The organism is Psychrobacillus sp. Z16_25, assembly GCF_056856695.1.
This window is the reverse complement of sequence record NZ_JBXEOV010000005.1, coordinates 102,692-121,735: the sequence shown is the minus strand read 5'-3', so window position 1 is coordinate 121,735 and position 19,044 is coordinate 102,692. Positions and strand designations below refer to the sequence as shown.

Sequence of the window (19,044 nt, the reverse complement as noted above, 5' to 3'; positions counted from 1 at the left end):
CACTTTCATGCGCTCATCCCTGTTTAATTTGACTTTGCATTGCTTTTGCTCGTTCATCCTGGAGCCAACAATCTACCGCATGCTTTTCTGATAAGTTTGCCGTAAACGGGTAGACACGATCACAAACCTCCATTGCAAAATTACATCTTGCTGCAAAAGGACACCCGCTTGGTGGAGAAAATAAATCGGGTGGTGTACCCTCGATTGGCTGTAGCTCCTCGTCCAGCAAGTCTAGACGTGGCACGGAATTTAGTAATCCTTTTGTGTAAGGGTGTTGTGGGGTATAAAAAATTTCTCTTTTATCTCCTATTTCCACAATCTTACCTGCGTACATTACGGCAATTCTGTCTGCAATTTTCGCTACCACCCCTAAGTCATGCGTGATCAGGATGATAGATATATTGGTTTTTCTCTGAATCTCTTCAAATAATTCTAGAATTTGAGCCTGAATCGTTACGTCAAGCGCTGTCGTTGGCTCATCCGCAACCAGAAGCTCTGGTTCACAAATTAAAGCTATAGCAATCACAATTCGCTGTCGCATTCCCCCAGAAAATTGGTGAGGATATTGCTTTAAACGCTCTTGAGGATTTGGAATACCCACGAGATTTAACATCTCAATGGCTTTTTGCCTTGCTTGAGGCTTACTAATTTTTTTATGAGTACGCAATCCCTCCGTGAGCTGCTCCCCAATCGTCAATGTAGGATTCAGGGCAGTCATAGGGTCTTGAAATATCATCGAAATATCTACCCCTTGAACCTTCCTCAATTCCTTATCAGTCATTTTCGTGGTGTCATTACCCTTAAACAAGATGCTGCCATTTTTAATAATGCCAGCAGGCTTAGGGATAAGACCCATTATGGCATTAGAAGTGACGCTCTTTCCGCAGCCAGACTCTCCCACGATTGCCAGAGTCTCTCCCTTATATAAGTCAAAACTGACTCCCCTTACGGCTTGAACCTCTCCACCAAAGGTTTTGAAGGCTACTTGCAAATCCTTCACTTCCAGAATTTTTTCATCAGATATCACTTTTTTATACTTTTGCTTGCTCGTTTTGGCAACAGAATCTCCTTCTTGGATTGTTGCCCCTAATTCATCGACTCTGTCTCGTATAAGCTCCCTCGCATTATCCAATTGATGTTCTGTCATCTTCCTTACCTCCTAAGCTTTGGATCAAGTGCATCTTGCAGCCCATCTCCAAGCACGTTAAATGCAAACATTGTTAAGGAGATAAAAAACGCTGGGAAGAATAGACGCCACCAATGTCCCGATAAAATTACTGGAAGCGCATCATTTGCCATTACTCCCCAACTCGCAAAAGGAGCAGCAACCCCTAACCCTAAAAAGCTAAGAAAAGCCTCTGCAAAAATTGCACTTGGTACTGTTAAGGTCATTTGTACAATAATTGGACCCATCGTGTTTGGGAGAAGATTTTTTCTTATTATACGAGAAGTTTTGGCTCCAAAAGACTTCGATGCCGTTACAAATTCATAGTTTTTAATTTGTAGTACCTGGCCCCTTACAATCCGGGCCATTCCTACCCAACCAGTCACAGTCAACGCTACAATAATGGTGGTTAAGCTCGGACCCATCACTACCATTAGTAAAATAACGACTAATAAATGCGGAAGCCCGTACAACACCTCTACTATTCGCATCATAACCGTGTCTGTTTTTCCACCCTTATAACCACAGATTCCTCCATAAATAATACCGATAAAGAAGTCAATTAATGCTGCCATTAAGCCAACGAAAAGAGAAACTCTTGCTCCATACCAAGTTCTAGTAAAGACATCTCTTCCAAGCTCATCCGTTCCAAACCAGTGCTCTAATGAAGGTGCCTTATTTTGATTCGAAAGCTGTTGACCATCCATTGTGTGCGGTGTCATCATAGGACCAAATATAGCCATAATTGCAAGGATAACTAAAAATACTAATCCACTCATTGCTAGCTTATTTTTTCTTAGCCTTCTCCATGCATCGCTCCAATATGATAGGGAAGGTCTAACAACAGCTTCTGCCTCTCCTTCTTCCTTAACCTTTGGACGAAACCATTCATCTTTTATCTCTTCAGGAGATACAGGTTGTATATTAGTCATTATGCATCCCCCTCTTTTCTGTGCAGCTTAATACGCGGATCTAGAATGCCGTATACGATATCTACTAGAAACAACATGAACACTAGAAAGGCACTATAAAAAACCGTTGTACCCATAATGACTGGATAATCCCTGTTATTAATACTCTCTACAAAGTATTTCCCCATTCCAGGAATAGCAAAAATACGCTCAATAACGAAGGTTCCCGTCAATATTCCAGCAAGCATTGTACCCATAATGGTTACCACCGGCATTAGTGCATTTCTTAATGCATGGCGTATAACAATGCGTACAGGAGATAGCCCTTTGGCACGCGCCATCTTAATATAATCCTGTGTTAATACCTCCAGCATACTTGACCTTGTAAGCCTCGCTATGATAGCCATAGGTCCTGTTGCTAAAGCAAGTGTTGGTAATATCATATGTTTTGGACTACTCCAAGTAGCAGCTGGTAACCATTCTAAATTTACAGCAAGCTGCTGAATTAACAGCGTGGCAAGCACAAAGTTTGGCACGGATATACCAATTACTGCAAAGGTCATGGCCGCATAATCCAATATGCCATTATGCCTCAGAGCAGCTAAAGTTCCTAGAATAATTCCAGATAATAAAGCAACTAGAATGGTGGTAATTCCTAACTCAAAGGAAATAGGGAAGCCCCTTGCGAGTAAATCATTGACTGTTTCATTTGGCTTCTTAATAGATGGCCCAAAGTCAAAAGTCACAATCGATTTCAGATAGTAAAAGTACTGTACATATAATGGCTGATCTAGCTTATAAAACTTTTCAAGATTGGCTTGTATTGTTTCATTCGTTGTTCTTTCTTCATTAAATGGAGATCCAGGGATGGAGTGCATTAACACAAAAGTAAGAGAAGCTATGACAAGGATTGTCACAACCATCATTAAGAAACGCTTTATAATATATTTTGTCATGACAGTCCTCCTAACAAAATTTTGTCTGCATTGCTAGCTCTGTCATAACAAGCATCGCGCGGTATGCCTCAAGAATATCTTTGGCATTGTACTGAACAATTGTCGTACCTTCAATAATATGACACCCAGGCATCAAGGCTGCCCATTCAGCTTGTCCATAGTTAGCAAACTCTATTTTTAGGGTAGGATTATCCGGAGGTATAAGAGGTTTAATTTTATCTTTGTTTGCTAGCGCTTTTTTAATTCCCTCTGAAAGAAGAACTTGCGCTTTCTTAGGATGCAGTGTTTTTACTGCGGACCTGGAAATAGATTCTTTTACTGCAACAGTTACTACATGATCAATTAGTTTTTCTGCCTCCTTGCAGGCTCCGTCATCTCCTGCAACCATTAATACTGGCACACCGTAATAGCCCGCTACATAAGCATTAAAGCCTAATTCACCAACAACCACATCATTAATAAAAAAATTACGAACTCCAAATATCATGGAATGGCTCATAACACCCGGCTGTCCCGCTCTGGCATGGTAACCAGCAAAAACCGCACCTGTAAAGCTTTCATCTAATGATTGAACCATAGAAAATGGCTTGACATCACCCGTTATCAAACTTGCTTCAGGATGTAACTCCTCTACTAAAATATTATTCATTTTAGAGTGACTATCATTTACCAAAACATCTTTGACTCCAGCGGACAGTGCTCCTTCAATGATTGCGTTTGCTTCTTGAGTCATAATTCTTCTAGCACGTTCATAGTTGTGCTTATTAGACTCGACAAACGTATAGTCTGGAAGCCCAGTTATCCCTTCCATATCTACAGATATAAACAGCTTCATTCCTTAGCCCCCAACTTTTGCCTATTTTCTAATTTGTGTAACAACTTTATCAAAATATATAGAAAATTTCAATATCTCTATAGGAGGAAATTTTTTCAAATGCAACAATTTATTATAAGAAAATTCTATAGAATTGACTAGTTTATGTAAAAGGAAGGTATCAAATAAAAAAAGAAGGTCACAGACTAGGATGTCTGTGACCTTCTTAACTATACTAATTATTCAATAACTATTGCTTTTGTTTTGAAGTAGGACATAGGAATAATAAACTATCTTAATCTAGGGAAGGATTGCGATGGGAAACCTCCTCCGCCACCAAAGCCAAAATCGTTACCGGACCTAGGGCATGCTCTAATAGATTCTCCTGCTACAGTTTCATTTGTTTCTGCATAGTAGTATTGAGGAATATTTACCGTGTGCTCTCTATTTACATTTACAATCGGTTGGATAACCGGTTGGATTCGTGGAACGAATGTATCGTGAACACGATACTGAGGCGGACATACAATCGGCTGAGCTGGAGAAGCCCATTTTGACTGCTTGCATGAATGACAGTTGTTATGGTGCATGTTTTGTCACCTCCTTTATATACTTAATAAATGCATGAAGAAGAAAGACAACCTAGACAAACACCTCAATTGCTAAATATTTTTCTTGTAGCTATCGTTTTCTTGATGATCCCCTTACTTTTCCCTTCAAGGTGAGCGTGACCAACTTGCTGATTGAATGATCGAAGGATTTCCCTTCTTTGAATTCCATTTGAAAATCCTGCTTTCTAAATAAGTCCAAGGACTACCGTTCGTAACAATTCCCAACAATCTTTGATTATTTCATTATTAAAATGGTATCCCTCTAAATACTCCTGCATATAATAATTTTTCCTTAACCCTTTTTCCACCTGCTGACCTTCATTTCTAATAAAAACTCTGCTAATCAAATAACCCATTAAAGGACAGAATTATTTTTTTAAAAAATATGACATAGTAAATGAGGAAAAAATCTTTTAAAATGAAAAGGGATGATAATTTGATTATTCAGTTTAACTTTGTCTGAAAATAGAGACCATTATTATTTTTAACAAACTTATGGGCAATTGATAATGTTTTGTAATTTGGAAACAAGGATATATTAATCATATATTAATTATGTAGGTCATAAAGGTTGATTCTCAAATTCTATATTAGTATAGTAGAAACTTGTATTAAAATTTTTAGGAGGTAGGCATGAAGAATATATCAAAAGTGTTCTATATTACAATAGGACTCATTATTTTAGCTGTCGGGTATGGTGTAATAGCTCCCGAAAGTTTTGAGATCGTTACAAATAAGATCAAGACATTTGTTTCAACCTCTTTTGGTTGGTATTACATGCTCTTAATGTCGCTCATGGTTCTTGTGAGCCTATTTTTTATCGTTAGCCCATATGGAAAACTTCGATTAGGAAAAGATTCAGATCGACCTGAATTCAGCACAATATCGTGGCTAGCCATGTTATTTTCGGCTGGTATGGGAATTGGGTTAGTATTCTATGGTGCGGCAGAACCACTATCACATTTTGCGATCAATCCGGCTACAGCAGAACCTAATACCGATGAAGCATTTAAAGAATCGCTAAGGCAATCCTTTTTCCATTGGGGTCTACATGTTTGGGCTATGTATGGAGTAATTGCATTATCGCTTGCATACTTTCAATTTAGAAAGAAAGAACCTGGTTTAATTTCATCAACACTGAAGCCAATCTTCGGCAAAAAAATGGAAGGCCCATGGGGTATTCTAGTCGATGTGCTAGCAGTATTTGCGACCGCTTTTGGGGTAGCAACTTCACTTGGCTTCGGCGCTGTTCAAATTAATGCTGGTCTTAATTATTTATTTGGCTTTGAAATAAGCGCATTCTCTCAATTCCTAATCATCGTAGTAGTCACCATATTGTTTGTTGCATCTGCTTGGTCTGGTCTAAGCAAGGGAATTAAATACTTATCAAATATTAATTTAGTTCTCGGCTTGGCTTTATTACTGTTTGTTATAGTGCTTGGTCCAACCTTGTTAATATTCAACATGTTTACGGACTCCCTTGGAGGTTACTTGGCAAACCTCGTACAAATGAGTATGCGTACTGCTCCACTTAACGAAGGAAATCGAGAGTGGTTAGACGCTTGGACAATATTCTATTGGGCTTGGTGGATCTCTTGGGCACCTTTCGTCAGTATGTTTATTGCTCGAGTTTCCAAAGGAAGGACAATTCGTGAATTTATGACGGGAGTATTAATCGTTCCCACACTATTAGGTGCTATATGGTTCTCAGCATTCGGTACAACGGCAATAGATATCCAAAAAAATGGACTAGTGGATTTAGCTAGCTTATCAACAGAACTAACTATCTTCGAAATGTTCCATACGATGCCACTATCCACTGTTATTTCCCTGTTTGCCATCTTACTGATCGGTTCCTTCTTTATAACCTCTGCTGATTCGGCGACTTTTGTGCTTGGTATGCAGTCTACAAACGGATCTTTAACTCCACCAAATACAGTGAAGCTTACTTGGGGCGTTATCCAGTCAACAATCGCATTGGTATTGTTATCTGTAAACGGGCTTACCGCATTGCAAAATACGATTATTATTGCTGCACTGCCATTTTCATTTATCATGATATTAATGGTTATCTCGCTATTTAAAGCTTTAAGAGATGAGAAGCCCAAAAAGAAGGTTTAACGATTCATTTTTAGCAGATGAAGTAGAATAGCAGCTAAAGGCAAGTTGATAAGATAATACGTACGTTAGGCATTGCAAACAGTCAGGAAGTAGCACTAGACTTTCCTGTAGAGGAAATGAAACAAGCAAGTACGAATATCATTGGGTTGTTAGGCTCACGGAGCACCTTTTTTTGAGTTCAGCCACTTGCTATGGAGGATTTCTTTTTAATGCTTCAACGACCATAATTAAGGGCTGATTTAGGCTGTTTAAGAACTAACTAATAGAAAAAGGGTGCCTTCTGAAGACATTTCAGAAAGCACCTTTTCTATTGGACAACGTAAGTGCTACTCCCAGTGACAAAGTTGTAGCTTATTATAATCCTCATCATAAAAAGTAAAAAAGTGATTTGGTTCATCATGTTGTATCTCGCTAACATTCACACCTTTATCTTTAAGTTTCTCGTATGCCGAATGAATATCCTTCGTAAAAAATATTGGATACGATTGCTGCTCTGAAGAGACAGGTTTCCCTTCCTCCAATGTTAGTGGTATGTCACTAGAACCTATACGTAAAATTCGGTACGTATCCCCTTTATAGGTTTCGTGTAAATCGAGCTTTTCTTGGTACCACTTACTAGCCCCTTCTAAATTGCTTACCCGTAAACAGATTGTGTCTATTCTTTCAATCAAGCGAATCCTCCCTCTCCCCTTGCTTTATTGTGAATTGGTTGTCCAATAGAAAAACAGTGCATTAAATGTCAGCTTTTCATTCATTAGTAAATCCTTCGATAAGGACACATGTATATTCATTGACTGAGCCTCAAATGCCGGGTGTGTCGCATAAGGAAAAATGCCAAACCGATAGGTAGCAAGCCTTTTCCCCTCTAAATCATCTATATCAATATCTCCGTATACGCTTTTTGCCTCCGCCTGAAACATCTTATTATGGTGAGGATCATATACAATCACTCTGTTTTTAACAGAAAATAAAGGAAGGACAGCAGTGGAGAGGTGTTCTTTTTCAGCATTAAACACTTTTATTTGAACAAACTTCCATTTGTTTTTAATGGTGAAGTAGCTCACTAGCTTTTCATCCATTGTATAGACACAGTATGTAACAGGAAAAAAGAGTCCTTTCCTAAACAAATCAACGATTGTGAAAAGCCTAGCTATTGGATAATCCTCAGAAGGGGTAATTTTATATAGCCTCTCCCCCGTATTCGATACCAGATAAGTGATCGGAATCACACTAATGTCCCTCTGATAATTAAGCTCATTTATCAGAAATTCTGTTGAATAACGATTTTTGTCTATTTCATCTGCAGGAAGCTTATTAGCTGCCTCTTGAAAAAAGAAAGAAACACCTAAAGCCATCAAGAAAAGAAAAGCAACGAGAAAATAATCTCCCAAGTCTTCTTTAAGGTTTGTATCCGTAAACTGGAGAAAGATTACATAAAGAATAATACCTATAAATGCAGATAACCTAGTATACTTGGCTGATCTTTCATAAATATGCTTCATACCTATTCACCTCCTCTATAGCTACGTATAGAATTCAGAAAAGTTCCACACAAAGATAGCGAACATTCACGCGTTAGCGTCCGGCTGTGGCTCATTTTAGGGAGGGAAAACTAAAACCGTCACATCGTGTGACAACGTTTTCCTGACCAACATCTTGTTGGCCTCCGGGAAAGCGTCCGAAACAGCGGAGATCTTAAGTCTCAAAAATTAAGAAAGCACCTATGATTTTTTATAAAACCATAGGTGCTTTCTATCTTTTGTCTCGTCATTAGTGCTCCAAAGAACGCTAAAATAATTTTTTAAGAAATTGATAGAGCAGATACACTGCAATGACAAAAACAAAAATAATGATTATATCTACTATCACTATAGGAAGCTGAAGAGGCTCTATAAAGATTTGAATTAGAATAACTAAATAAAGAACCGAAGCGATCCCAGCTAGAAGGACCACTCCCATAACTGATAGCTGTGAATAAGATAGTTTTTTTATTTCCTGTCGATGGTTAACCCCTTCCAGTCCAAGGACCAAAATAATTACTGTAATTGAAATGGTAATTTCATGTAAGAAGAGAGTATTAATCAGATAAATGGCTAGGAGCAACAGTAAAAGATACTTATAGTTTTCCTCTATTATTTTTAACACATAGCCACCTCCTTAGGGTTTAATACTTCATTTCTAATCGTTGTCTACGGTGTGCACGTCTTGCTGGACCAGATTCGAATAATCTTCTTTCATCCTCTGTTTCTGGGTGGATTCCCGGTACCGGCACCGGCCTTCCGTTGTCATCTACCGCTACCATTGTAAGAAACGATTCTGTTGTTAATTTTTCTTCTCCAGTTAGAAGATTCATGGAAGTAACACGAACATAAACCTCCATAGAACTGCGTCCAGTAGAGGAAACAATAGCATCCAATTCAATCACATCTCCTACCTTTGCAGAGGACAAGAAATCTACCGAGTCTATAGACGCAGTAACTACTGGTCCCTTGGCGTGCTTCATGGAAGTGATTGCAGCTATTTCATCAATATATGCAAGAACCTTGCCACCAAAGATTGTCTCATGGTGATTGGTATCAGGCGGTAAGATTAAATGCGTTTGTATGGTTCTGGATTGACCCATTGGGTTCGTTTTCATATAGTTCCACTCCTAGTTGTCTAAACTTTATTAAAACATGATTATATTTTCTAGTATAACATTTTTTTATTCGATAAATTTTCTGAATGCTTTTGCTGGTATATTACCCAAACTATAAGAAGTTACTCAGGTTCAAGTCTTTTGTTATACTAACTATAATAGGAAAAGTAGGGGGAAAACATGAGGATCAATAAGTTTTTAAGTGAATCAGGAATTGTTTCGAGACGTGGAGCAGATAAATGGATTGCGGATGGCAAGGTAACGATTAATGGAAAGATTGCCGAGTTAGGTAGCCAGGTCGAGCAGGGAGATGATGTTCGAGTGGATGGAAAGCCTGTTGTGGTAGAACAGCCACTTGTTTATCTGGCACTAAATAAGCCCGTTGGAATTACAAGTACGACGGAACGTCATATTCCAGGCAATATTGTAGATTTTGTTAATCATCCGTTACGTATTTTTCATATAGGTCGTTTAGATAAAGACTCAGATGGTTTGATTCTTTTAACGAATGATGGAGACATTGTAAATGAAATTCTTAGAGCAGAAAATAAGCATGAAAAGGAATACATCGTTACAGTGAACGAAAGAATCACTGATTCCTTTATAGAAAAAATGAGCAATGGCGTACGAATTCTAGATACGAAAACACTCCCTTGTAAGGTGAAGAAGCTAGGACCTTATACATTTAATATTGTCCTTACCCAAGGCTTAAACCGTCAAATCCGAAGAATGTGTGCTGCTTTAGGTTTCACGGTAAAAAGACTGCAGCGTATACGAATTATGAATATAACGCTAGATGGCTTAGCTACTGGGCAATGGAGAGATTTGACGGACAAAGAGAAAAAGGAATTATTTAAAGAACTAAATTATGTGCCAAAAAGATAACAAGGAGCCTTCTGAAAAGTCATTTTGAGAGGGCCCTTGTGACGAGGATGTTGGCATTTTGATGAGACCACCACAGGAGCAAGGATAAATAGAAGATATCTATCAAAGAAGGAAGGGGTGCCCCATAAGTTTTCTACTTATGGACACCCCCTTGTTTTTTATGATTTTCCAGCTACTCGTTTTTCGAGTGGCTGATATAGTTTTTTCTTATCAACCTCTGGTAAAATCCCTTCTAGCTGCTCTAATGCAAGCTTAGCTCCATAGTCCATTCCTTGGCAACCTGCAAGAAGCACAACGTCTCCTTCTTTAGCTTCGGATAGTCCTTCATTGATTGCATCAGGAAGTTCCTCATGCAGCTTCACTTCAATGCCCGCTTCATCCATCACTTTTTTAAAGACAGCTAGCTCCTCTTCAGATACTACATCCTTCTCCGTAACATGGGAACGACTAAGCGTTGCAACCACCTCTGTAATCCCTAGCTTTGGGGCCCATCGTGCAATAGTTTCGGCATTTTCTCTATTAACCGTTACACCACGATCTCCTCTTATCGCATAAATAAGTCTTATTTGATCAAAGTCCATCTTCTCTAAAGTGCCGAGTGTAATATCGATATTCCCACTATTTGCAAAATGGTCATCTATAATTTTGAAATTATCCTCAAAGATGATTTCGAAGCGTCGCTCTACTCCTACGAATTCCAGTAGGCTTTTTTGAATTGTTTCAACCGGCACCTCACATAGAAGACCAATCACAATACTAACCATAGAATTATAAACAGAATGGAAACCCGGAGTGGAAAGCTGAATATAGAACGATTGTTTTGGAACTACTACATCCGCAGTGACTAAGTCCTTTGTAATTTCTACAGTAAATTTAGCTCTTCCGGTTGATAAGTCTAAGTCTTTACAGATAACATCTGCAGATTGATTGTTTACACCAATTGTTATTACTGTAGCTTTCGTTTTGTCGACAAGAGATGCGGAGTATGAATCGTCTAAATTTAGGATAGCTGTTTTTCCCTCTCCAGCATTGCGAATCAAACTCGACTTATGCATAAAATAGTTTTCAAAGGAAGAATGTAAGTCTATATGCTCTCTACTAATATTATTTAACGTAACAATATCAAAGTCTACGCAACCAACTCGATGTAATTCGAGTGCCGAGGAAGAAACCTCCATGGTTGCATGTGTTACCTCTTCTTTTACCATTTGGGCATAAAAACGTTGCAAATCAAGAGACTCAGGTGTAGTTAACTCTGAAGGCTCTGCATAGTCTCCTATTTTCACTACCACAGTTCCCATTAATCCTGTTTTGTATCCATGGTTTTCTAAAATAGCATTCGTCATAAAGGAAGTAGAGGTTTTCCCGTTGGTAGCAGTAATCCCTATCGTTTTTAGCTTACTTGTTGGATGGTCATAATAGGTTGCTGCCGCCTTTGCTAGCGCTTGTCGTGCATCCTCCACTTTGTATTGGGGCACGTCCAATTCCAAAAACTCTTCCACCACTAAAGCAACAGCTCCATTTTTCACAGCTTGTCCAGCATAAGAGTGACCATCCGTTTTAAAACCTTTTATACAAAAGAAAACTTGTCCATTCTCCACTTTACGTGAATTATAGGCAAGGCCTGTTATGTCCACTTGTTTAGCATTTTTGACGTCTACAATAGGTAGATGCTTCATTAGTTCAATTAATTCCATCAAAATAGCCACCTTTATCATCTTTAAATCTTTCCAATCAAGTTTACATCAATTCCAAAAAGATGTGAAATAAAAGAAAGACCTTACCAATTATTATGACATTTATTCACGGTATAATACAGAATTTCGTATCTGCTGTGTACCAAAATGTAGTGGAAATATACCATTAACAAATGAAAAGCACTTACAATTTTATAGGAAATAAAAATCGTAAGTGCTCGTTTCATCCCATCCAACAGGACGGTTTCTTTTGATAAGCAGTATTGTATTTTACTGATTATTTGTGACCTTATTCCGCTTCTTGATACTTGTCCATACAAAAAGCTAATACCATTGCTTCTTCCTCTTCTTCAAGTCCAAAGTCTAATATCTTTCCATTAGATCGATTAATAAAATGATATTGCTTAATCTGAGCTGCATCATTTACGATAGCTAAAATAACACGTAAATCTAGAGAATTTCCCTCTTCATATAACTCATCGTCCTCTGGGACTTCAATTCCTAAAAGAAATTCATAGCGGTCTCCAGCAATTATTCCAGTAGGATCGAGAATTCGTTCTACCTCATAAGACTCTATTTTCAAAAGGCACACCTCCATTCACCCATTTTAGCACTAGAGAAGGCATTTTTCTTTTTTGTTTAAAAAATATTTATTTATACTCTTTGTTTGGGCTAATTTTAAAATATATATTCCTACCGGAAACCTTTCACTGCTTTTACTAATTCATTTACCAATAACGGCACAATACTTAAGCCAATCACGATTGCCCAATCATTTAATTCTAAGGACTGTACGCTAAATGCCTCTGCAAGAGGTCCAAAAGATACGATAAAAGCTTGTACAAGCACTCCAAATAAAATGGAATATATTAACAGATTATTTTTAAATAGTCCAGCTTTAAAAATAGATTGATTTAAAGATCTAAAGTTTAGTGAATGGACTAGCTGAGAAAAGCTGAGCGTAATAAACGCCATAGTCTGCGCATGAATTAGAAGCTCTTCGTTTGCACCGCTAGTTTGTCCTTGTAAACCTATATAAAAGGCTACTAGCGTTAATGCTCCTATTAGTGCTCCATTAAGCAGCATGAACGGTATCATACCATGGAATAGCTGCTCTTTTTTCCCTCGTGGCTTCTCCTTCATCACTCCCGACTCTTCTGGATCAACTCCAAGAGCTAATGCCGGGAATGTATCCGTCACTAAGTTTACCCATAAGATATGAATGGAACGGAGTGGTGTTGGCCAGCCAGCAACAATTGCTATAAAGAGAGCAACAATCTCTCCCAAATTACAGGAAATGAGAAAGACAACAGACTTTTTAATGTTTTTATAAATGTTTCTTCCCTCTTCTACCGCTTTGACAATAGAAGAAAAATTATCATCTGTTAGGACCATGTCGGAAGCACCCTTCGCAACATCTGTCCCTGTAATACCCATGGCTACTCCAATATCCGCCTCCTTCAAAGAAGGGGCATCATTTACACCATCACCTGTCATAGAAACAGTATGTCCTGAGCTTTTTAACGCTTGCACTATTTTTACTTTGTGCTCTGGGGAAACCCGTGCAAATACATTGGTATCTTTACACGCAGTAGAAAGCTGTTCTTCTGATAATTGGTCAATCTCTGTTCCTTCCATTACCTGCGTTTTTTTAGTCGCTATTCCTAGCTTCGTGGCAATAGCAAATGCGGTATCCTTATGGTCTCCTGTAATCATAACTGTCCGTATACCAGCTTCTTTACAAGTAGCAATAGAATCCTTTACCTCTTCTCTTGGCGGATCAATCATTCCGACAAATCCAATAAAAACTAAATCTTGCTCCGCTGCATCTAAATTTAATTCCTCCTCCACCTTAAATGCAGCTGCTAGGACACGTAGAGCTGCTTGAGACATCGTGTGAGAAGCAACTAATATGTCTGCTCTTAAATCGGCGGTTAGGTCCATAACTTTATTCTTGTAAAGAATACGATTACATTTATTGAGTAATCGGTCAATTGCCCCTTTAGTCATGACATAGTATAGGTCATCTTGTTTGTGAATAGTCGTCATCAGCTTTCTATCTGAATCAAAAGGTATTTCCCTTACACGTGGAAAATCTTTCTCGAGAGTCGGTCTATCTATTCCATTCTTAGCTCCAGCTGCCAAAAGCGCTATTTCTGTTGGATCTCCAGTAGTCTCGTTATCCGAATAGGATGCATCATTACAAAGGACAAACGTTTCTAATAATTGGGCATGAGCCTGGTTCTTCTTTTCAAACTTTTGGATGTCAACTATCTCACCATTAGCATAGAAATTGGTTACTGTCATTTTATTTTGCGTAAGCGTTCCTGTTTTGTCAGAGCAGATAACATTTACTGAACCCAATGCTTCAACAGCAGGGAGCTTCCGAATAATGACATTTTGTTTAATCATTCGTTGGACCCCGATTGCTAAAACAATGGATACGATAGCAGGCATACCCTCTGGAATTGCAGCAACAGCCAAACTAATTGCAATCATAAACATTTCCAAAAGCTCTCTTCCTTGCAGTATCCCTATTACAAAAATAACTGCTGAGATAGCTAAGGCGGCCAATCCTAAATATTTTCCTACCTGTGCCAAGCTCTTTTGAAGAGGAGTTTGCTCGTCCTCTGTATGTAGCATTCCTGCTATTTTCCCCATTTGGGTGTCCATTCCTGTGGATACAGCAATTCCTGCTCCTCTTCCAGATGTAACGAGTGTGGACATAAAGAGCATATTCTTTTGATCACCCAGAGGAATATTTGTTGATGAGTTAATTAAATCTGCCTCTGCGTCCTTATCAACCGGTACTGACTCTCCTGTAAGTGCAGCCTCTTCCACTTTTAAATTTGCAGATTCGGTCAAACGGATATCACACGGAATATAGGATCCAGCACTCACGATTACTAAGTCTCCAGGAACAACTTCTGATGAGTCTATTTCCTTTACTACTCCATCTCGTTTTACAATGGCTTTAGGAGTAGACAGGCTTTTCAGTGCCTCTAACGCTTCTTCAGCTCTAGACTCTTGAATCATTCCTACTACCGCATTTATGATGACCACTATACCTATAATAATTGCGTCTGCTATTTCGTCCACTAGTAGGGAAATAACAGCAGCAACTAGCAATACATAGATTAACACGTTGTTTATTTGAGCAAAAAACCTTTGACTCCATGTCTTTCTCTTTGCAGCAGCCAAGCGATTTGGTCCGTATTGTTCTATTCTCGCCTTTGCTTCATCATTTGTTAGGCCATCTGCTGATTTGATTTTAAGCTCTGATAATACTTCTTGGGATGTTTTGTTGTACCACATAGGGATACCAGCCTTTCTGTTTGAAATACCTAAAGAAAACTTGTAGAAATTATGTCAATAAAATAGCCATTGACTAGTATGCTCCCTTTTAATCAAATAATTTCAGTTTTCTTAAAAAAGAAACCTGTTGTCAGATTTCATGAATGTTCCTTCTAGAGGTCTCCTAGTTTGTTATCCAAATCTATGTTTCCCTCCTGTGATATAGATATATGTTGCCCACTGTCTAGTTCTATATCCACCTTAGATGTTTTACTAATTTGTTTAGAGAAGTACCATCTACGCTGAGGAGGTACTAAAATAATAAAACTGTCATTCCTTCCCAGAAAGTTTAAAGAATCGGGTTCGATTTGATAATTTCCGGAAATAGGTATTCCTAAGTCCTGAAGTCTTTCTCCTACTTCTTTTACTAGTGGGGTTGTAATGCTAACTTCACTAATATTTAGGAAGGAGTCAACAGAGAAATCGCTCCATTTATCGACATGCCTTCTAGCAATAAGTTCTATTACATTGCCAGCTGGGTCTTCAAAATAAAAGGCGTCTGCATTAAATCTACTGTAGAAAATATCCTCCACCCCAGCCTCTCTGTTAAGTGTGACTTTGTTTTTAGCCCAGTACTTAGCGAGTGTATACTGGTTTCCAGGAATATTAATGGCAAAATGATAGAGTGTATCCTCTTCGGTTTCAGCAAAAATAAGGGTGGAGTCTCCTATTATCATTTTAAAAAAGCCTTCACCAGTTTCCGATATGGGAATCTCTAAAACATTTTCATAAAAACCCCTTAGCATTCTTAATTTATTGGTATACATCGTAACTGTTTTAAACATCACCTATACCTCATTTCACATTTATCAATTTAAAGCGTTCACAAACTACCAACATGTCTTCTATAAATTCCTTTCCTATACTCTTTAACTCATCTGCGAAAAACTTCACATGAACATTTCTCCAATATGTATAACTACGATCACCTTCACCTTCGGCATAAGCGAACTCCTCTGGCACTTCATTAAATGGCATTATTTGAACGTCTATCGTCTGAATAATACAGACAGGTTCATCTTTGCTGTTGAGAATAATGCTATACTCACCCGCCTGGGGAAGGGGCTCTCCTTCTATTTCATAAAGGTCATAGGCAGAGCATGTCGCTGTCTTCACGCCATCTACAACTAATTGGGCAAGATAATCAGGATTCTCTCCAAATTGCCAAGCAGTCATCCCCTCCGGCTTTTCTTGACCTCCCCAATACCTATCCCAATATTCTTCGACAATTTTACTCATGTCAGCACCCTCATTTTTTATTTTTTTAATTTTAGTATAGTAAACTAAAGAGAAAAATACTATCCAATCAAAGTTAGTGCTTTTATCTAGAAATTACCGGTAGAAAAAGGAGAGAAAAAGATGAGCAAGAGATTATATTACGAGGACCCCTATATTCAGGAATTTTCTGCACAGATAGTTCGAAAGGAAGCTGACTATGTAGTCCTTTCCCAAACAGCATTTTATCCAACCGGCGGAGGACAGCCTCACGATTTAGGCTATATGAATGGAATAGCAGTAACTAACGTGGAAATAATCAATGGAGAAATTCGGCATTATCTTGCTTCACCAATAGCAGAAACTAAAGTAGAAGCGACAATAGACTGGGAGAGGCGGTTCGACCATATGCAGCAACACACTGGTCAGCATATCCTCTCTGCTGCTTTTGACGAGCTTTTTCAATTTAAGACTGTGAGCTTCCACCTTGGTAAAGACTATGTAACGATAGATTTGAATACAGAACAAATTTCTCCAGAACAGCTAGAAGCAGTTGAAAAACTAGCCAACCAAATTATCCTAGAGAACAGGCCCATAGAAACAAAGTGGGTAACGGAAGACAAGCTATCTAATTATCCTTTAAGAAAGCCAACCAAAGTAAAGGAGGATATCCGCTTAGTCATTATTCCAGACTATGATTATAATGCTTGCGGCGGTATCCATCCTTCTTCTACAGGTCAAGTCGGACAGCTAAAAATTGTTGGGACAGAAAGACAGAAAAAACAAATAAGGGTCGAGTTTTTATGTGGGAATCGGATTCTTTCTCAATTTACTCGTAAAGATCGAATATTAAAGGAGCTTATCAGTACGCTCAGCTCTCCTGAGGATCAATTAGTGGCGTCCATTCATACTCTTATAGCTGGGCAAAACCATCTTGAAAAGCAATTGAATGAAGCGCAAGAAAAGCTTTTAAGCTACGAAGCTAAAGAGCTAAGAGAGCAGCTGAAGGATAAGAACATCACAGCTATTTATCAAAATAGACCCATTCAACAGCTCCAAAAGCTCTCCAAGCTAGTTGTCGAACAAGACCCACAATCTATTTGTATGCTTGTAGGTGAAAATAATAATAAGCTCCAAATCATTTTAGCGAGAGGAACGGAAAGAACAGAAAAAATGAACGAGCTTATTAAATCGCTACTAACCTTAATAAATGGAAAAGGAGGAGGAAACGATAGCTTTGCCCAAGGCGGGGGTGACCATATAGTTCCTGCAGAGAAACTTGTCCAGCAAGCACTTTCTCTTCTATAAGTACCTAACTCCTGCTCCTTACATATACTAGTTTCATCCGTATTGAAAGGAGGATGTTGTTTGACCAATTTATTTCCGTTTCCCCAACAAGATAATTTCCCAGGAGGACAATGGCCTGGAAACATTAACTTGCCGTTAATACCAGGTCTTCCAGGTATGGGGAATAGACCGAGAGTGCCAGGCAGTCAACCGAGCCAGAGACCACAGGGCCCTCCAAGCACGCCACCACCCTCATTTACTCCACAACGCGAGAGCGGTGGCCCTAGCTTATTTGCAGTAGATCCTGGTGCTATTAGGGGATGTTTGTTTAGGTTCACGTTTATATGGCTAGATAATGGCCGATCATTTTGGATTTTCCCAACCTATGTAGGGCGGAATTCCGTTTCCGGTTTTCGTTGGAACGGCTTCACGTGGACCTACTATGGTACCGATTTAGGTCGCGTATCTTCTTTCCAGTGCTTCTAGTCAAGTAAGGATATCCTTTTCTAAGAAATATCGCTAACTTATACGAAAAAGCAATTATTTAACTATAATACTTTATAAAAGATTTTTAATGGAATCCCTGCTTCTTTTACAAAAATCAGTCTTGTTATTAAATATCATTTTTCTCTCCCGAGGAAAATGATATTTTTTATTTTCCTCTTTTGGATACATATCAAGCCTAGCCAGGGAAGTCTTTATAAGGATATGTCGGCTGGATTATTGCCAGGCAGTCCCTTAAAATCTTTCCATTGCTTTACAACATTTCCCTCACCACTCCCAGTACCTCAGAGTGTGCCTTTGAGGATAACCCAAACGGAAATCTACTAAATCAGAAGGTAAAGAAATACTACTAACAAATTATGTATATATTTGTTATTTTCTATGTTATCTTAAAATTATACCGAGCTATTTATGCTTTACAAAGCAACCTTCGTGCGATATGTTTAGCTAGGTAAATAGTAGATTTAGGAGTATAAGAAAATATATGAATCCACTTATTCATGACCTTTTTCAAACATCACGATATTTATCCTATAAGGCGAATCAAACCTTAAAGCAACACGGGCTGTATTCTTCTCAGTGGTCAGTGCTCTACTGCGTGGAGAGGCATAAGGAAATGACATTAACACAGATATGGAAATATTTAAATGTAGAAGCCCCCACGATCACTAGAACAGTGAACCGCTTAGCCGATTTAGGCTGGTTGGAAGTTAGTTCAGGGAGGGACCGAAGAGAGAAAATGGTTAAATTGACTTCTGAGGCTCTAGAGAATTTCCCTGTGATTCAAAGCTCTATGTCCGACTTCGAAAATAGTGTAGTCTCCAACCTTTCTCAAGAAGAGCAAAACACGCTTATGGAGCTTTTGCGAAAAATTAAGTAGGGGGGT

General features: G+C 38.6%; 18 protein-coding genes. 4 read left to right on the top strand and 14 right to left on the bottom strand.

Annotated features, from left to right (window positions below):
- Nucleotides 1-13: 13 nt before the first annotated feature.
- The 5 genes from AC1VU3_RS07640 to AC1VU3_RS07620 form a co-directional block, all read right to left on the bottom strand.
- The gene (locus AC1VU3_RS07640; protein WP_480389157.1) at nt 14-1,147 is read right to left on the bottom strand and encodes an ABC transporter ATP-binding protein; all 1,134 of its coding nucleotides are present in this window, start codon (nt 1,145-1,147) and stop codon (nt 14-16) included.
- Between the two features lie 5 nt (nt 1,148-1,152).
- Nucleotides 1,153-2,097, bottom strand: coding sequence for an ABC transporter permease (locus AC1VU3_RS07635; protein ID WP_480389158.1), 945 nt, complete (start codon nt 2,095-2,097; stop codon nt 1,153-1,155).
- Entirely contained in the window at nt 2,097-3,032 is a 936-nt protein-coding gene (locus AC1VU3_RS07630; protein WP_480389159.1) for an ABC transporter permease, read from the bottom strand. Before AC1VU3_RS07630 ends, AC1VU3_RS07635 begins: the two co-directional genes overlap by 1 nt.
- A gap of 10 nt (nt 3,033-3,042) precedes the next feature.
- Nucleotides 3,043-3,867, bottom strand: a complete 825-nt coding sequence (locus AC1VU3_RS07625; protein ID WP_480389160.1) for a M55 family metallopeptidase — start codon at nt 3,865-3,867, stop codon at nt 3,043-3,045.
- Nucleotides 3,868-4,136: 269 nt separating this feature from the next.
- Nucleotides 4,137-4,436, bottom strand: a complete 300-nt coding sequence (locus tag AC1VU3_RS07620) for a hypothetical protein (protein WP_480389161.1) — start codon at nt 4,434-4,436, stop codon at nt 4,137-4,139.
- A 654-nt stretch (nt 4,437-5,090) separates the two neighbouring features.
- On the opposite strand from AC1VU3_RS07620, the gene AC1VU3_RS07615 reads away from it, so the two are divergent.
- Complete coding sequence (locus tag AC1VU3_RS07615; RefSeq protein ID WP_480389162.1) at nt 5,091-6,578, top strand: glycine betaine uptake BCCT transporter; 1,488 nt, start codon at nt 5,091-5,093, stop codon at nt 6,576-6,578.
- A 326-nt stretch (nt 6,579-6,904) separates the two neighbouring features.
- Here the strand turns inward: AC1VU3_RS07615 and AC1VU3_RS07610 are convergent, their stop codons facing one another.
- The 4 genes from AC1VU3_RS07610 to AC1VU3_RS07595 form a co-directional block, all read right to left on the bottom strand.
- Nucleotides 6,905-7,249, bottom strand: coding sequence for a VOC family protein (locus AC1VU3_RS07610; protein WP_480389163.1), 345 nt, complete (start codon nt 7,247-7,249; stop codon nt 6,905-6,907).
- A 24-nt stretch (nt 7,250-7,273) separates the two neighbouring features.
- Nucleotides 7,274-8,080: a hypothetical protein gene (locus AC1VU3_RS07605; protein WP_480389164.1), complete on the bottom strand. Its 807-nt coding sequence runs from the start codon at nt 8,078-8,080 to the stop codon at nt 7,274-7,276.
- Nucleotides 8,081-8,366: 286 nt separating this feature from the next.
- Complete coding sequence (locus tag AC1VU3_RS07600) at nt 8,367-8,723, bottom strand: hypothetical protein (RefSeq protein ID WP_480389165.1); 357 nt, start codon at nt 8,721-8,723, stop codon at nt 8,367-8,369.
- A gap of 19 nt (nt 8,724-8,742) precedes the next feature.
- Nucleotides 8,743-9,216, bottom strand: a complete 474-nt coding sequence (locus AC1VU3_RS07595; protein WP_480389166.1) for an acyl-CoA thioesterase — start codon at nt 9,214-9,216, stop codon at nt 8,743-8,745.
- A gap of 180 nt (nt 9,217-9,396) precedes the next feature.
- On the opposite strand from AC1VU3_RS07595, the gene rluF reads away from it, so the two are divergent.
- Nucleotides 9,397-10,101: a 23S rRNA pseudouridine(2604) synthase RluF gene (gene rluF / locus AC1VU3_RS07590; protein ID WP_482983214.1), complete on the top strand. Its 705-nt coding sequence runs from the start codon at nt 9,397-9,399 to the stop codon at nt 10,099-10,101.
- Between the two features lie 158 nt (nt 10,102-10,259).
- Here the strand turns inward: rluF and AC1VU3_RS07585 are convergent, their stop codons facing one another.
- The 5 genes from AC1VU3_RS07585 to AC1VU3_RS07565 form a co-directional block, all read right to left on the bottom strand.
- Complete coding sequence (locus AC1VU3_RS07585; protein ID WP_482983213.1) at nt 10,260-11,798, bottom strand: Mur ligase family protein; 1,539 nt, start codon at nt 11,796-11,798, stop codon at nt 10,260-10,262.
- A 289-nt stretch (nt 11,799-12,087) separates the two neighbouring features.
- Nucleotides 12,088-12,390, bottom strand: a complete 303-nt coding sequence (locus tag AC1VU3_RS07580) for a DUF6509 family protein (protein ID WP_480389169.1) — start codon at nt 12,388-12,390, stop codon at nt 12,088-12,090.
- A gap of 101 nt (nt 12,391-12,491) precedes the next feature.
- Nucleotides 12,492-15,119, bottom strand: a complete 2,628-nt coding sequence (locus AC1VU3_RS07575; RefSeq protein ID WP_482983236.1) for a cation-translocating P-type ATPase — start codon at nt 15,117-15,119, stop codon at nt 12,492-12,494.
- A gap of 146 nt (nt 15,120-15,265) precedes the next feature.
- Nucleotides 15,266-15,937 carry a hypothetical protein gene (locus tag AC1VU3_RS07570; protein ID WP_480389170.1) on the bottom strand — a complete coding sequence of 224 codons (672 nt, stop codon included), beginning with the start codon at nt 15,935-15,937 and terminating at the stop codon, nt 15,266-15,268.
- 10 nt (nt 15,938-15,947) lie between these two features.
- Complete coding sequence (locus AC1VU3_RS07565; protein WP_480389171.1) at nt 15,948-16,391, bottom strand: ASCH domain-containing protein; 444 nt, start codon at nt 16,389-16,391, stop codon at nt 15,948-15,950.
- Between the two features lie 120 nt (nt 16,392-16,511).
- Between AC1VU3_RS07565 and AC1VU3_RS07560 the strand changes: the two genes are divergently transcribed.
- Complete coding sequence (locus AC1VU3_RS07560; protein WP_480389172.1) at nt 16,512-17,675, top strand: alanyl-tRNA editing protein; 1,164 nt, start codon at nt 16,512-16,514, stop codon at nt 17,673-17,675.
- A 967-nt stretch (nt 17,676-18,642) separates the two neighbouring features.
- Nucleotides 18,643-19,038 carry a MarR family winged helix-turn-helix transcriptional regulator gene (locus tag AC1VU3_RS07555; RefSeq protein ID WP_480389173.1) on the top strand — a complete coding sequence of 132 codons (396 nt, stop codon included), beginning with the start codon at nt 18,643-18,645 and terminating at the stop codon, nt 19,036-19,038.
- Nucleotides 19,039-19,044: the final 6 nt, after the last annotated feature.

Bases quoted from the DNA above. Each gene is read 5' to 3' on its own strand.
- AC1VU3_RS07595 (WP_480389166.1), bottom strand. From the start codon at position 9,216: ATGAAAACGAACCCAATGGGTCAATCCAGAACCATACAAACGCATTTA.
- AC1VU3_RS07560 (WP_480389172.1), top strand. From the start codon at position 16,512: ATGAGCAAGAGATTATATTACGAGGACCCCTATATTCAGGAATTTTCT.
- AC1VU3_RS07630 (WP_480389159.1), bottom strand. From the start codon at position 3,032: ATGACAAAATATATTATAAAGCGTTTCTTAATGATGGTTGTGACAATC.
- AC1VU3_RS07640 (WP_480389157.1), bottom strand. From the start codon at position 1,147: ATGACAGAACATCAATTGGATAATGCGAGGGAGCTTATACGAGACAGA.
- AC1VU3_RS07570 (WP_480389170.1), bottom strand. From the start codon at position 15,937: ATGTTTAAAACAGTTACGATGTATACCAATAAATTAAGAATGCTAAGG.
- AC1VU3_RS07565 (WP_480389171.1), bottom strand. From the start codon at position 16,391: ATGAGTAAAATTGTCGAAGAATATTGGGATAGGTATTGGGGAGGTCAA.
- AC1VU3_RS07605 (WP_480389164.1), bottom strand. From the start codon at position 8,080: ATGAAGCATATTTATGAAAGATCAGCCAAGTATACTAGGTTATCTGCA.
- AC1VU3_RS07555 (WP_480389173.1), top strand. From the start codon at position 18,643: ATGAATCCACTTATTCATGACCTTTTTCAAACATCACGATATTTATCC.
- AC1VU3_RS07625 (WP_480389160.1), bottom strand. From the start codon at position 3,867: ATGAAGCTGTTTATATCTGTAGATATGGAAGGGATAACTGGGCTTCCA.
- AC1VU3_RS07585 (WP_482983213.1), bottom strand. From the start codon at position 11,798: ATGGAATTAATTGAACTAATGAAGCATCTACCTATTGTAGACGTCAAA.
- AC1VU3_RS07635 (WP_480389158.1), bottom strand. From the start codon at position 2,097: ATGACTAATATACAACCTGTATCTCCTGAAGAGATAAAAGATGAATGG.
- AC1VU3_RS07615 (WP_480389162.1), top strand. From the start codon at position 5,091: ATGAAGAATATATCAAAAGTGTTCTATATTACAATAGGACTCATTATT.
- rluF (WP_482983214.1), top strand. From the start codon at position 9,397: ATGAGGATCAATAAGTTTTTAAGTGAATCAGGAATTGTTTCGAGACGT.
- AC1VU3_RS07620 (WP_480389161.1), bottom strand. From the start codon at position 4,436: ATGCACCATAACAACTGTCATTCATGCAAGCAGTCAAAATGGGCTTCT.